The 13,355-nt window shown below is 65.4% G+C and carries 11 protein-coding genes; 5 read left to right on the top strand and 6 right to left on the bottom strand.

The features are described 5' to 3' along the window. Window positions 1-391 precede the first annotated feature (391 nt). Window positions 392-1,393 carry an RNA polymerase sigma factor RpoS gene (rpoS, locus tag SR882_RS09665; RefSeq protein ID WP_322521037.1) on the top strand — a complete coding sequence of 334 codons (1,002 nt, stop codon included), beginning with the start codon at window positions 392-394 and terminating at the stop codon, window positions 1,391-1,393. A 191-nt stretch (window positions 1,394-1,584) separates the two neighbouring features. Further along, a complete protein-coding gene (locus SR882_RS09660) occupies window positions 1,585-2,106 on the top strand; it encodes a MarR family winged helix-turn-helix transcriptional regulator (RefSeq protein ID WP_322521036.1) in 522 nt (173 codons plus the stop codon). Between the two features lie 109 nt (window positions 2,107-2,215). On the opposite strand, the gene SR882_RS09655 is transcribed toward SR882_RS09660, so the two are convergent. Beyond that, window positions 2,216-3,745 (bottom strand): leucyl aminopeptidase, encoded by a 1,530-nt coding sequence (locus tag SR882_RS09655; protein WP_322521035.1) that lies wholly within the window; start codon window positions 3,743-3,745, stop codon window positions 2,216-2,218. A gap of 246 nt (window positions 3,746-3,991) precedes the next feature. Here SR882_RS09655 and SR882_RS09650 point away from each other — a divergent pair, with 246 nt between their 5' ends. Further along, on the top strand, window positions 3,992-4,294 hold the full coding sequence (locus tag SR882_RS09650; RefSeq protein ID WP_322521034.1) for a hypothetical protein: 303 nt from the start codon (window positions 3,992-3,994) through the stop codon (window positions 4,292-4,294). A 97-nt stretch (window positions 4,295-4,391) separates the two neighbouring features. Here the strand turns inward: SR882_RS09650 and SR882_RS09645 are convergent, their stop codons facing one another. The 3 genes from SR882_RS09645 to SR882_RS09635 form a co-directional block, all read right to left on the bottom strand. Beyond that, window positions 4,392-6,155 (bottom strand): sodium:solute symporter family protein, encoded by a 1,764-nt coding sequence (locus SR882_RS09645; protein ID WP_322521033.1) that lies wholly within the window; start codon window positions 6,153-6,155, stop codon window positions 4,392-4,394. A gap of 21 nt (window positions 6,156-6,176) precedes the next feature. Beyond that, window positions 6,177-6,437 (bottom strand): DUF4212 domain-containing protein, encoded by a 261-nt coding sequence (locus SR882_RS09640; protein ID WP_322521032.1) that lies wholly within the window; start codon window positions 6,435-6,437, stop codon window positions 6,177-6,179. Between the two features lie 226 nt (window positions 6,438-6,663). After that, complete coding sequence (locus SR882_RS09635; protein WP_322521031.1) at window positions 6,664-8,550, bottom strand: DUF294 nucleotidyltransferase-like domain-containing protein; 1,887 nt, start codon at window positions 8,548-8,550, stop codon at window positions 6,664-6,666. A 74-nt stretch (window positions 8,551-8,624) separates the two neighbouring features. Here SR882_RS09635 and SR882_RS09630 point away from each other — a divergent pair, with 74 nt between their 5' ends. After that, entirely contained in the window at window positions 8,625-9,143 is a 519-nt protein-coding gene (locus tag SR882_RS09630; protein ID WP_322521030.1) for a GlcG/HbpS family heme-binding protein, read from the top strand. A 6-nt stretch (window positions 9,144-9,149) separates the two neighbouring features. Here SR882_RS09630 and SR882_RS09625 read toward each other — a convergent pair whose 3' ends face one another. Together SR882_RS09625 and trxA are read right to left on the bottom strand one after the other, a co-directional pair. Next, window positions 9,150-10,040: a cation diffusion facilitator family transporter gene (locus SR882_RS09625; RefSeq protein ID WP_322521029.1), complete on the bottom strand. Its 891-nt coding sequence runs from the start codon at window positions 10,038-10,040 to the stop codon at window positions 9,150-9,152. A 186-nt stretch (window positions 10,041-10,226) separates the two neighbouring features. Continuing rightward, window positions 10,227-11,090, bottom strand: a complete 864-nt coding sequence (trxA, locus tag SR882_RS09620) for a thioredoxin (RefSeq protein WP_322521028.1) — start codon at window positions 11,088-11,090, stop codon at window positions 10,227-10,229. 359 nt (window positions 11,091-11,449) lie between these two features. Between trxA and parE the strand changes: the two genes are divergently transcribed. Then, entirely contained in the window at window positions 11,450-13,354 is a 1,905-nt protein-coding gene (gene parE / locus SR882_RS09615) for a DNA topoisomerase IV subunit B (protein ID WP_322521027.1), read from the top strand. Window position 13,355: the final 1 nt, after the last annotated feature.

Raw genomic sequence — 13,355 nt, 5'->3', positions numbered from 1 at the left:
CGGATCAGCCGATGCGAGGCGGCGGCCCCCTCGCGTTTTCCCCGCTCGATCCTTTCCTTTTGTCTCTCCCGTTGTCGGTTCGTTGCCTGCGCGGCCGGCAACGCCTGTGCGCTTGAAAACTTCCAGACGATTCCCATGTCGCAGTTGTCAGGGACGGCGATTGATCACCGCGGGATGGTTGTATATGTCTTGTACACATATTCGCCGGATCGTCAGCGCAAAGCACGCTTGCGCGCGACCGGAAGAGGTGCTTCCCCGGTACAAGTTTCAATATATCGAAACTGAAATGTTGTTTTATTCGATTCGGTAGGGATTGATCGCCCCAATTGATTGTGCAAAGGTTGTACACAGATTGAGTCAACGACAATCGCAATCAAGCGAGGGATAAGACATGGCACAGGCAATCGTTCACGACAGCATGACCCAGGTCGAACCCGCCAAGGTGGACGAGCTGGCCGCCGATCCGGCCGAAGCCGCGGTCGATCCTCGCGTGGCTCGCAAGCCGGCTGCCGCCGAATCGTCGGAGTTCGCGCGCAACTTCAGCGTGGCGGATTCCGAGGCCCCCGACCCGGTTCGCCTGTACCTCAAGGACGTCGAGACCGAGCGTCTGCTGACCCCCGCCGAGGAAATCGACTTTTCCCGTCGAGCGCAGGCCGGCGAGGAATGGGCCCGCCAGAAGATGATCGTCTGCAACCTGCGACTGGTGATCAAGCTGGCGCGCCGCTACATCAACCGTGGCCTCGACCTGCTGGACCTGATCGAGGAGGGCAATCTCGGTTTGATGCGAGCGGTGGAGAAGTTCGACCCCGAACGCGGTTTTCGCTTTTCGACCTATGCCACCTGGTGGATTCGTCAGACGATCGAGCGGGCGCTGATGAACCAGGCCCGCACCGTTCGGCTGCCGGTGCACGTGGTCAAGGAAGTGCACTCCTACAATCGCGCGGCCCGCAAGATTTCGCAGAGCCAGAACGGCGATGTCCGCCCCGAACAGATCGCCGAGCATCTGGACAAGCCGGTCAAGGACGTGCTCAAGGTGATGTCCTACAACGAACGGGAATCCTCGTTCGACAGTCCCCTCAAGGGTGACGGCGAGTTTTCCCTGCTTGATATGGTGCCCGACGAAAACAGCCAGCTGCCGGAAGACGAGCTGCAGGACGACGGCGTCATGCAGTTGCTCGACCGGTTGATCGACAAGCTGGAGGGCAAGCAGCGCGAGGTGCTGATGCGCCGCTATGGGCTGCGAGGTCACGAGCCGGCGACCCTGGAGCAGGTCGGTAGCCTGCTGGGCTGCACCCGCGAGCGCGTGCGCCAGATCCAGCTCGAGGCGGTGCGTCGGCTCAAACAGTTTGCTGCCAACGAGGGAGTGACGTCGGACGTGATTTTCAGCGAGTGACAACATCTTGCGCCTGATCCGGCGCCGCTCCGTGATCCTGACCGCCCCGGCCGTCTGGCCGTGGGCGGTCTTTTTGTATCTGGGCAGGGCGATGTATTGACTGGCTAATAGTTGGAGGTCGTCGGCGGGGCTGGCAAAATACGGGCTGATGCCGGTTGAACGAGATCGGCGAGGTAACCAAGGGGCTTCGCATGACCGATACGAAAACGGAATTCGACATCTGTGCCGAGGATCGCGTGCCGGTGCTGCTGCACCGTGTTGACCAACTCTGGCGCCAGTTGCTCGATCACGAGCTTTCCCATCACGGTCTGAGCCAGGCCAAGTGGCGCACCATGGCCATTCTGTCGCTGTACCCGGAGGGGTTGATCCAGTCGGAACTGGCCGAGGAGCTGGGTATCGAGGGACCCTCGCTGGTCGCGATGATCGACCGATTGTCGCGTGACGAATGGGTCGAGCGGGTCCAGTGCGGCACGGACCGTCGCTGCAAGATCATCCGTCTGACCGAGCGTGCATTGCCGCTGATCGACGAGATTCGCGCCAGCGCCGAGAAGCTCTATGCCCGTACCTTTGCCGAGATCGATGTGCCGGGCGTGAGCATCCCGGACGTGGAGCGGTTTTTCATCGCCTTGCGCGATCGCTTGTTCGATAACCTGCCGGAAAAGAAGCGTCAGCAGCGCCGACGTAACCTCGAGCGGGCCGCGGCCGAGGGCTGAGCTTTCCCGGCCGCGCCGCTGGCTACGATTTTCTCGGCGGAAACGAAACGCCCCCGGTCATGGCGTGTCCATGCCGGGGGCGTTCTGCGTCTGGCGGGCCTTGTCGGGTTCAGGCGGCCCCGCCGCCGTTGCCGTCCTGCTGCTGGCTGGCCCGCTGCATCAGGAACTCGGCCAACAGCGGGACCGGTCGGCCCGTCGCACCCTTGGCATCGCCGACCTTCCAGGCCGTCCCCGCGATGTCGAGGTGCGCCCAGTGGTGTTCCTTGACGAAACGTGACAGGAAGGCGGCGGCGGTGATGCTGCCGCCCTCGCGCCCGCCGATGTTGGCCATGTCGGCGAAATTGCTCTTGAGCTGGTCCTGATATTCGTCCCACAGCGGCAGCTGCCAGGCGCGGTCGTTGGCCGCCTCGCCGGCCCGCAGCAGTTCCTTGGCCAAGGGATCGTGGTTGGACAAGAGGCCGCTCGGATGGCGACCCAAGGCGACGATGACGGCCCCGGTCAGGGTGGCGATGTCGACGATCGCCGCCGGCTTGTAGCGCGCGGCATAGGTCAGGGCATCGCAGAGGATCAGTCGGCCCTCGGCGTCGGTATTGAGCACCTCGATGGTCTGGCCGGACATGCTGCGGATCACGTCGCCCGGCTTGAGTGCCGCGCCGTCGGGCATGTTTTCCACGGTGGGAACGATGCCGACCACGTTGATCGGCAGCTGCATCTCCGCCACGGCGGACATTACGCCAATGGTGGCCGCCGCACCGCCCATGTCGAATTTCATCTGATCCATGTCCGGGCCGGGCTTGAGCGAAATGCCCCCGGTGTCGAAGGTCACGCCCTTGCCGACCAGCACGATCGGCGGGGTGTCGGCGTCTGCCCCCATGTGTTCCATCACGATCATCTTGGGCGGCTCGCTGCTTCCCTTTGCCACCGCCAGCAGCGCGTTCATCCCCAGCGACTCCATGCGCGAGGCATCGAGCACCTCGACCGACAGGTGCAGGTGGGTCTCGGTCATCTTGCGCGCGTGCTCGGCCATGGTGGTGGGGGTGAGCAGGTTGGCGGGCATGTTCGCGAGATTTTTGGCCATTCGCATGCCGTTGCTGATGGCGGTGGCTTCGCGCACGTAGCGCTCGGCCTCCATCAGCTCCCGACGGGTTGGCAGGATGAAGGTCACCTTGCGCAGCGGGCGGCGCGGCCCCAGGTCCCGGTCGGTCTTGAGTTCGTCGAATCGATACAGGGCATCGTCGATGGCGACGATGCTCTGGCGCAGCACCTGCTCCATGCTGACGCCGCGCACGTCGATCTCGGAAAGGTGACTGACGCATTCGGCCGTGCCGCGGTGATGCAGCGCCTCGACGGCGGCCCGGGTGGCCTTGACCAGTCCGCGCGTATCGAGTTCGCGTTCCTTGCCCAGGCCAACGAGCATCACCCGGTCGGCCTGCACATTGGGGACGCCGTGCAGCAGCAGGGTGTCCCCCAGTTCACCATCCATGTCGCCACGCCGGGTGATCGCCGAGACAAAGCCGTCACTGACCCGGTCGATGGTCTCCGCCGCTGCCGTCAGCCGACGGGATTCGAAGACGCCGACGATCAGGCAGGCGGTACGCTGCTTTTCCGGGGCGCCACTCTTTACGGAGAATTCGAGCACGGTGTTCTTCCTCGTGTCTGATGTGCGATGAACGGGAGCGGGGGTTGTCCCGGCCGGTTTGGGTATCGGTTCAACTGGGCCAATCCGGCAATATCGCTGGCCAGTCTAGCAAAAAGCCCGTTTTTGCCCGCCGAGGCTCGGTGCATTGGTCCGCCCCTGCTAGGATTTCGTTTTCCAGCCGAGGCGCTGCGTCGAACGTCAACGTCTCTGCATGGATATTCCATAACGCTGCACCAGGGTGCCACGATGACCGATCCTTCCGAGAAGAAACCGACCGACCACCCGGACGACGAGTTCGAGCCGGGTATTGGTGATCCCTACCGTTTCGAGGCGCCGTCGCGTCAGCCCGGCTTTGCCCGGGTATCAAAGGCCATGCTGGTCATCGGCGCGATCATGTCGGCGGTGGGCGTAATCGGTGGGCTCGGGCCGATCGTGTTCACCAGCGAGGAGGACAAGCTCCAGTTCATGAATCTGTTGATGCTCGCGCCAGCGGGCGTGATCCTGATGTTTGCCGGGATTACCGGCTGGGTGATTGCCGGCGGGCGCTGATCTTCCTCACCCACGTCAGGCACCGAGCAGACACAAAAAAACCCCGGGCCTTGCCCGGGGTTTTGTTCGTTCGGACCGGCGGTTGCCGGTCGGGTGATCAGCTGGCGCGCGGGACGCGGACGTCCTCGACCAGCTCCTGGATCTCTGCCGGCGGCGGAGTGGTCATCTTCGCGACCAGGATCGCTACGATGAAGTTGATTGCCGCACCGATGGCACCGAACGAGGTCGGGTTGATGCCGAACAGCCAGTTCTCGGCGTTGTCCGGCAGCGGGTTGGTGCCCGGGATGAAGAACCAGCCCTTGTACATGAAGATGTACAGCAGGGTGATGGTCAGACCGGCCAGCATGCCCGCGATCGCGCCCTGCTTGTTCATGCGCTTGGAGAAGATCCCCATCATCAGCGCCGGGAACAGGGAGCTTGCGGCCAGACCGAAGGCCAGCGCCACCACCTGGGCGGCAAAGCCCGGCGGGTTAAGGCCCAGGTAGCCGGCAATGATGATCGCGACGGTCATCGAGATCCGACCGGCCATCAGCTCGTTCTTCTCGGAGATGTTCGGCATGAACACGCCCTTGAGAAGATCGTGCGAGATGGCCGACGAGATCGCCAGCAGCAGGCCCGCAGCGGTCGACAGCGCGGCGGCGATACCACCAGCGGCGATCAACGCGATAACCCAGTTCGGCAAGTTCGCGATCTCCGGGTTGGCCAGCACCATGATGTCGCGATCGACATACAGTTCGCTGCCTTCCCAGCCGAATTCTTCCTCGGCCATGGCCGCGAAGTCTTCGTTCTTGTCGTTGTAGTACTGGATGCGGCCGTCGCCGTTCTTGTCCTCGAACTGCAGCAGGCCGGTGGTTTCCCAGCTCTTCATCCAGTCCGGACGCTCGGCGTAGAGCAGGTTGCCTTCCGGTGCACCGATCTGGTCGGTGTCCTGCACGGTCTTGAGCGTGTTCCACATCGCCATCGCACCCACGGCCGGGGCGGTGGTGTAGAGGATCGCGATGAACAGCAGGGTCCAGCCGGCGGACTTGCGGGCGTCACGGACACGCGGCACGGTGAAGAACCGCACCAGCACGTGCGGCAGACCGGCGGTACCGATCATCAGCGCGAGCGTCAGCAGGAAGGTGTTCATCAGGTCCGGGGTGCCGGTGTACTCGGCAAAGCCCAGGTCGACCAGGACCATGTCCAGCTTCTGCAGCAGGTACTGGTTCGAGCCGTTGACCAGTTCGGCGCCCGTGCCGGTCTGCGGCAGGAAGTGGCCGGTCAGCTGCAGGGAGATGAAGATCGCCGGGACGGTGTAGGCGAAGATCATGATCACGTACTGCGCGATCTGCGTGTAGGTGATCCCCTTCATGCCGCCGAGTACCGCGTAGACGAACACGATGCCCATGCCCGCGAACAGGCCGACCTCGACCGAGGTCTCCAAAAAGCGCGAGAACGCCACGCCGACGCCCTTCATCTGACCGATGACGTAGGTCAGCGAGATGACCAGCAGGGCAATGACGGCGATAACGCGTGCGGTGTTCGAGTAGAAGCGGTCACCGATGAATTCCGGCACCGTGAACTTGCCGAACTTGCGCAGGTACGGCGCGAGCAGCATCGCCAGCAGCACGTAGCCGCCGGTCCAGCCCATCAGGTAGGCGGAGGCCGAGTAGCCGTTGAAGGCGATCAGGCCCGCCATCGAGATGAACGACGCGGCGGACATCCAGTCGGCGGCGGTTGCCATGCCGTTGAGGACAGGGTTGATCCCCTTGCCGGCGACGTAGAACTCGCTGGTGGTGCCGGCTCGGGCGACGATCGCGAGGACGAAGTAAAGCAAGAAGGTGGCGCCAACCACCAGGTAAATCAGGGTCTGTAGTTCCATGTGTCTTGGGCTCCTGCGTTATCAGTCTTCGGCGACGCCGAATTTCTTGTCGATGGCGTTCATGCGCCAGGCGTAAAAGAAGATCAGCACCACGAAGGTGAAGATCGAGCCTTGCTGCGCGAACCAGAAGCCCAGCGGATAACCGCCCAGGTGAATCTGGTTGAGCGTATCGACCAGCAGAATGCCGAATACGTAGGACACCAGGAACCAGACGGCCAGACAGCCGAACAGTACCTTCAGGTTGGCACGCCAGTAATTAGCGCGATTGGAACGTTGCTCCATAAGTGGCTCCTCGAGTTTCGGTTGAGTCCGAACATTTTTATGTCTTCCTTGGGAACCTCTGCACGAATGCCAAGCCAGAGTGGCATGGCATTCGTGCAGAGGTTCCCTACCAGCCGAGGTGGGGTCTGGCGGGTATCAAGCCCCCACCACACCCCCACCTCGGAGCACGGTAAGCCTACTGGAACCGTGGGGGGAAAGGGAACCTCGGTTTATTGACCGCCCATCATCAGAGTTGATACGCGATGGACAGATGCTGCTGAAACTTGCGGGCGATGCGAAAGGACTCCTTGAGCAATCGCTGGGTGAGCCCGTCGAGCCGGTCCGGGTCGATCAGGTTGTCCGGCGACTCGCCGCGCTGGATCTGCGCGTACTGGTGGCGCAGCCGCAGCCGCTGGATGAAGTCGTAGGCCGCGGTCAGATCCTCGGCCGGCAGGGCGCGTTCGGGCACTAGGGCCAGTCGCTGGTCGGTGCGCGTGGCGGCCGAGCCCTGCGACAGTGCCTCGATACGAGCAGCATCGACGAATGGCGTGGCGCCGTCGAGCTTGATGTCGATGCCGCGTTGGCCGCCGCGAGAACGGGTGCGAAAGCCGCCGAACAGGGTCAGTGGCGGCTGATTGCGCAGGGCGTTGGCGGCAAGCTGGCGGCGGAAGCGGCTGTTCTTCTTGGCCGGCTCGCGCCAGGCGTTTGCCCATTGCTCGAACAACGATTCGCTCCCGGCCAGCCCGCGTGCGTCGAAGAAGATGCTGGCCTTGAGCAGGTGCTCGGGCGTGCCCTGGTCGATCCAGTCACGAAAGCGTTTGTTCCACTCATCGACCGATAGGCAAAGGTCCGGATTGCTGGCCATGATGTTGCCGGGGCACAGCGGATAGCCCAGTTGATCGAGGGCCTCGTTGACCCGGCGGGCCAATGGCAGCAGATGATCCCGGGCCGCCTGGGGCTCGATCGGCCCGCTGAAGACCAGTCCGTTGTCCTGGTCGGTGGCCAGGGTCTGCTCCGAGCGCGCCTCGCTGCCGAAGGTGAGCCAGCACCACTCCAGCTCGGCGGGCAGGGGGGCGTCCTCGAACGTCAGCCCGATCACGCGTCGGGTGATCGCATCGTTGATGCCGCTGACGATCCGGCTGATCGGGGCGAACTCCGAGCCGGATTCGAGCAGCGCGCCGACGATGCCCGGTACCTCGTGGCGGATGACGGCCAGTGCCTCGATATCTCGTGCCCGGCCGATCCGCTGGTGCAGCAGGCCCGGGGTCATCGCATTGACGCGATAGAGCGCGGCCTCGTCCAGCACGCCCAGCGGTTCATCGCGGCCCCGCTCGGTGACCAGCAGGTGATGAAAGCCGTGCTCGGCCAGCGCCACGGCCGCCTCGAGCAGCGAGGTGTCGGCATCGATGCCGACCGGGTCGCGTGTGGCGATGTCGGCGAGCGTGGTATCGGCCGGCCGGGTCAGCCCGCGGAAGGCGAGATCCCGCAGTGTGGCGATGCCAAAGCCGTCGGGCAGGTGGACCAGGATCGCCTCGCCGCCGTGGGCCTCGAGCTCGCGAGCGGCTTGGGCGAGTGTCGTGTCCCCGTCGAGCGCCAGCGTGCGCGACTCCATCCGGGCGCGGACCGGCGTGGCGGGATCGAGCAGCGCGCCGGAGGGGCCGGCCCCGTCGTCGATTTCCTCGGCGGCCGGCCCGCGGGTGAGCAGGTGGCCGATGCGCCGGGTGCAGAAGTCGTCAAAGGCCTCGCTTTCGCGCCGCAACTGCGCGAAGGCCTTGGCCGGCAGCGTGACGGCCTTGCCCGGTTCGGCGACCTGCTGGCGAGTGCTGACCGGGCGGTCTTCCATCAGGGCGCCCAGCGGGAAGCTGTCGCCTCGGCTCAGCGACCAGACCGGGTGACCGTCCGAGCCCTCGACCAGGCCGTCCACGCGGCCGGAGAGCAGCACGAAGAACGTCGCCGGCGGACCCATGCGCGGCTCGAGCAATACCTCGCCTTGCTCGAGCCGGCGGATGCGCCCCTCCTGCATCGCATCGGCGAGGATGCTCGGATCGATGCGGTCGAACGGCGCGATTTCGCGCAGGGCATCGAAAGCCTCGCGGGCGGCTTCTGAGAGGTCGGTCGGATCGGGATCGCCCATGGTTACTCCGGGGTTGCGCTGGACGGCTATGCTGAAACCCATGTGTTGTGCCCAACCATAGCGGAGGTTTTGCCATGAGGGGAGTGTCGATTGGACGAGTGCTGGCGCCGGTGTTGATGCTGGCGGCCGTGGGTGTGTCGGCCGAGGAGAACGCGGATGGTGTCGGCGACGTGGTCACCAGCGACCGGATCGGCATGGGGCTGGCCGCGGATATCGCCGAGCAGGCGGTCGCCGCCTGCACCCGGGACGGCTATGCGGTCACCGCGGTGGTGGTCGATCCGTCCGGCGATCCGCAGGTGATGATGCGCGCGACCCATGCGCCGCGCTTTACCCGCCAGATCGCCACCGACAAGGCGCGTGCGGTGATTCTGGCCGGGATCGACTCGGGGGCCTTTCGCGCCAACCGCGAGGACATTCGCATGGAGATGAACCACGTCGACGGCATTCTCGTGCTCGACGGGGCGGTGGCGATCGAGTCGGCCGGCTCGACCATCGGCGCGCTCGGGGTGAGCGGTGCGCCGGGAGGCGACAAGGATGCTGCCTGTGCCCGTGAGGCGCTGGAGGCCTTCTTCGACCGATTGCAACTGCGCTGACGTTTGCTAGCCGTCGATCGGGCAGGGACAGTTGCCCCGCTCGATCTGCACCGTGGCGTGCTGGATCCCGAAGCGCTGTCGCAGGTCGGTCTGGAGTTCGTGCAGGAACGCGTCGCTGTCATCGGGTGGATCGGGCATCACCAGGTGCACGCTCAACGCGGTCTCGCGGGTGGACAGCGCCCAGACATGCAGATGGTGGTGATCGGTCACGCCGGGCTGGGCGGCGAGATGGCGCTCGACCTGGGCGAGATCGACCTCCTCGGGCACGCCGTGCAGCACCAACTGCAGCGAGCGGCGCACCAGGCCGACCGCCGGGACGAGGATGACCAGGCTGACCAGGATGCTCAATAGCGGATCGACCTGCGCGAATCCGGTCAGCAGCACGATCAGGCCGGACACCGCGACGGCCACCGACACGGCCGCATCGGCGGCCATGTGCAGGAAGGCGCCGCGCAGGTTGAGATCGTGCTTCTGGCCCGAAACGAGCAGCCAGGCGGTGGCGGTGTTGACCACCACACCGGCGAGCGCCACTACGATCACCAGCAGCCCGTGGACGGCGGGCGGATCGGCCAGCCGCATGCCGGCCTCCCAGAGGATCCATAGCGAGACCAGCGCCAACGTGACGCCATTGATCAGCGCGGCGAGCAGTGTGCTGCTGCCCAGGCCGTAACTGAACTGGCGCGAGGCGAGGCGTCGAGTCAGGCGGTTGGCCCCCCAGGCAAGCAGCAGCCCCAGTACGTCGCCGAGATTGTGCGCCGCATCCGCCAGCAGGGCCATGGAGTGCCCGAGCACCCCGGCCACCGCCTCGATGACGACGAAGGCGAGGTTCAGGACAATGCCGATCCCCAGCGCCCGGCCGGCGGCATCGGTGACGTCATGGTGGTGATGGGCGGGCATGGCTGAACCTTAGCAGTCAGCGAGGGCGGGGCTTGAGGCTGACAGCTGGCCGCTCGAAGAGAATGGGCGTCGGGGGCGTGGAAACCCCGCCCGCCGCGTTGGGGCCCGGTATCCCGTCGGGGCGCCGTCAGGCGCGAGCCTACGCGCCCGTCGGTTGCTGTCCGTTGTCTTGATCTCCCTGCAGCCTCAATGCAACAGGCCGAACATCTTGCGACGGTACTGGCGGGTGAGCGGGTGGCTGTCGCCGAGCATCTCGAACAGGTCGATCAACCCGCGACGACCGGCGTCCTCGTTGTACGACCGATCACGCAGCATGATCTGGTAGTTCTGCTCCAGCGCCCCCTCGATGTCGTTGCGGATCGCGAGCTTGGCGGCGAGCGCCTCGCGGGCCTCGCAGTCTTTCGGGTCGGTCTCGATGCGCGCGCGCAGTTCGTCCTCGGGCGGACCGGACTGGGCCGCCCGCGCCATGCCGATGCGGGCCTTGAATTCCTTCACGTCGTCGCGCATCGCCGTGTCCGCGGGCAGGGACTCGAGGATCTGCCAGGCCTGATCGAGATCGCCCTGCTCGGCGATCAGGTCGGCGATGTCCAGCAGCACCTCGACGTTGCCCGGTTCCTGCTGGTTGGCCTGTCGGAGCAGATCCATGGCCTGTTCGGTGGCGCCGGCGGCACGCACCTGCTGGGCCTCGCGGCGCAGCTTGTCAATCTCGGAGAGCACGTGGCGACTGATGAATTCGCGAATCTGGCCCTCGGGCAGCGCGCCCTGGAACTGGTCGACCGGCCGGCCGCCGACGAACATCATCACCGTCGGCAGGCTGCGCACGCCGAATTGCTGCGCGAGCGCCTGCTCGGCCTCGGTATCGACCTTGGCCAGTTTCACCTGGCCGTCCATGCCCTCGACGACCTGGGCGAGCAGCGGCATCAGCTGGCGGCAGGGGCCACACCATTCCGCCCAGAAGTCCACCAGCACGGGGGTTTCCCGGGAGGCCTCGACCACGTGATCGTGAAATTCCTGGGCGGTGACGGAAAAGACGTGCGCGCTCTCGCTCATGGTCGGGGTGTCCTCGTGGATGGGTGAACGACTGCGGCCCGACATGGTGACCGCCAGGCGGGTTTTCAAGGTCGGTGTCAGGTCCCGGGTGGGCGTGTACACTTTGCAGCGGGCCGCGATGGCCGGCTCTCGGTGTAGGGAACCTCTGCACGAATCGATAGTGTCTCTGCGGGGCTTGCGGGTTTGCCCGCACTCGGCGTTGCCGTCCCTCGACGGGCAATGAGCCCGCCTTCGGCACGGCGCCTTGATTGCGAAAAAACCCGCAAGCCAGAGGCGCCATCGATTCGTGCAGAGGTTCCCTAGCGGACGGCCATTCCGGCCCCGGCGGCACCGATAATCCAGGGAATGCACGGTTGATTATGGCTGAACGATCCGAATACAACGCCGGCTCGATCGAGGTGCTCACCGGTCTCGACCCGGTGAGAAAGCGCCCGGGCATGTACACCGACACCACCCGGCCGAATCACCTCGCCCAGGAGGTGATCGACAACAGCGTCGACGAGGCGATCAGTGGCTACGCCAGCTCGATCGACGTGGTGATGCACGAGGATGGTGCCCTGTCCGTCTCCGACGACGGCCGCGGCATGCCCGTGGACGTGCACCCCGAGCACGGCATCTCCGGCGTGGAGCTGATCCTCACACGGCTGCATGCCGGCGGGAAGTTTTCCGACAAGTCCTACCAGTTCTCCGGCGGCCTGCACGGGGTGGGCGTCTCGGTGGTCAATGCCCTGTCGAACCGGCTGGTGGTCGATATCAAGCGCGATGGCAAGCTGCACCGGATCGAGTTCGCCCATGGTGAACTCACCCGCCCCCTGGAGGTGATCGACACCGTCGGCAAGCGCAATACGGGCACGACGCTCACCTTCTGGCCGGATACCAGCTACTTCGACCAGCCGCGGATGAACATGGCCCGGCTGCGTCACGTGCTGCGGGCCAAGGCCGTACTCTGCCCGGGGCTCAAGGTCAGCCTGACCGACGCGGCCAGCGGCGAGCGCGAAGACTGGTGCTACGCCGACGGCCTGCGCGACTACCTGCTCGAAAGCGTCGCCGACCAGGAGGTGCTGCCGCCGGGGGGCTTTGTCGGTCACATGAAGGCCCCGGACGGCGGGCGGGCCCAGGAAGTCGCCTGGGCGGTGGTCTGGGCGACCGAACCGGGCGAGGGGCTGACCGAGAGCTACGTCAACCTGATCCCGACCCTGCAGGGCGGCACCCACGTCAATGGCCTGCGCCAGGGCCTGACCGAGGCGATCCGCGAGTTCTGCGAATTCCGTAATCTCTTGCCGCGCGGTGTGCGCCTGTCACCCGAAGACGTCTTCGAGCGGGTGCGCTTCGTGCTCTCGGCCAAGCTGCACGATCCGCAGTTCGCCGGCCAGACCAAGGAGCGCCTCTCCTCGCGCGAGTCGGCCAGCTTCATCAGTGGCGTGGTCAAGGACGCCCTCTCGCTCTATCTCAACCAGCACGCGGACGTGGGCGAGACGATCGCGCAGATCGCGATCGAATCGGCCCAGCATCGCATCAAGAGCGAGAAGAAGGTGGCACGCAAGCGGGTGACCAGTGGTCCGGCGCTGCCGGGCAAGCTGGCCGACTGCTCCTCGACGGATCTCTCGCGCACCGAGCTGTTCCTGGTCGAGGGCGACTCGGCCGGCGGCTCGGCCAAGCAGGCCCGCGAGCGCGACTTCCAGGCGATCATGCCGCTGCGCGGCAAGATCCTGAACACCTGGGAGACCGACCCCGCCCAGGTGCTCGCCAGCCAGGAAGTGCACGATATCGCCGTGGCCCTGGGTCTCGAGCCCGGCTCGAACGACCTCACCAAGCTGCGCTACGGCAAGGTCTGCATCCTCGCCGATGCCGATTCCGACGGCCTGCACATCGCGACCCTGCTCTCCGCGCTGTTCCTGCGGCATTTCCCCGCGCTGGTGGATGCCGGTCACGTGTTCGTCGCCATGCCGCCGCTTTATCGCGTCGATATCGGCAAGGAGACCTTCTACGCCCTCGACGAGCACGAGCGTGACGGCATCATCGATCGCATCGAGGCGGAAAAGCGCCGCGGCAAGATCCAGGTCACCCGCTTCAAGGGCCTGGGCGAGATGAACCCGATCCAGCTGCGCGAATCGACACTTGCCCCGGCCACCCGTCGCCTGGTCCAGCTGAAAGTGGAGGGCGACGACACCATCGAGGTGTTCGACATGCTGCTCGCCAAGAAGCGTGCCGCTGACCGCCGCGCGTGGCTGGAGCGAAATGGCGACCTCGCCGAGGTGGTGTAAT

Source organism: Guyparkeria halophila (genome assembly GCF_034479635.1).
GTDB classification, from domain to species: domain Bacteria; phylum Pseudomonadota; class Gammaproteobacteria; order Halothiobacillales; family Halothiobacillaceae; genus Guyparkeria; species Guyparkeria halophila.
This window is presented reverse-complemented; position numbering and strand designations above follow the sequence as displayed.

Excerpts from the sequence above, each read along its gene's own strand:
- rpoS (WP_322521037.1), top strand. The coding sequence starts at position 392 with ATGGCACAGGCAATCGTTCACGACAGCATGACCCAGGTCGAACCCGCC.
- SR882_RS09660 (WP_322521036.1), top strand. The coding sequence starts at position 1,585 with ATGACCGATACGAAAACGGAATTCGACATCTGTGCCGAGGATCGCGTG.
- SR882_RS09650 (WP_322521034.1), top strand. The coding sequence starts at position 3,992 with ATGACCGATCCTTCCGAGAAGAAACCGACCGACCACCCGGACGACGAG.
- SR882_RS09645 (WP_322521033.1), bottom strand. The coding sequence starts at position 6,155 with ATGGAACTACAGACCCTGATTTACCTGGTGGTTGGCGCCACCTTCTTG.
- SR882_RS09640 (WP_322521032.1), bottom strand. The coding sequence starts at position 6,437 with ATGGAGCAACGTTCCAATCGCGCTAATTACTGGCGTGCCAACCTGAAG.
- SR882_RS09635 (WP_322521031.1), bottom strand. The coding sequence starts at position 8,550 with ATGGGCGATCCCGATCCGACCGACCTCTCAGAAGCCGCCCGCGAGGCT.
- SR882_RS09630 (WP_322521030.1), top strand. The coding sequence starts at position 8,625 with ATGAGGGGAGTGTCGATTGGACGAGTGCTGGCGCCGGTGTTGATGCTG.
- SR882_RS09625 (WP_322521029.1), bottom strand. The coding sequence starts at position 10,040 with ATGCCCGCCCATCACCACCATGACGTCACCGATGCCGCCGGCCGGGCG.
- trxA (WP_322521028.1), bottom strand. The coding sequence starts at position 11,090 with ATGAGCGAGAGCGCGCACGTCTTTTCCGTCACCGCCCAGGAATTTCAC.
- parE (WP_322521027.1), top strand. The coding sequence starts at position 11,450 with ATGGCTGAACGATCCGAATACAACGCCGGCTCGATCGAGGTGCTCACC.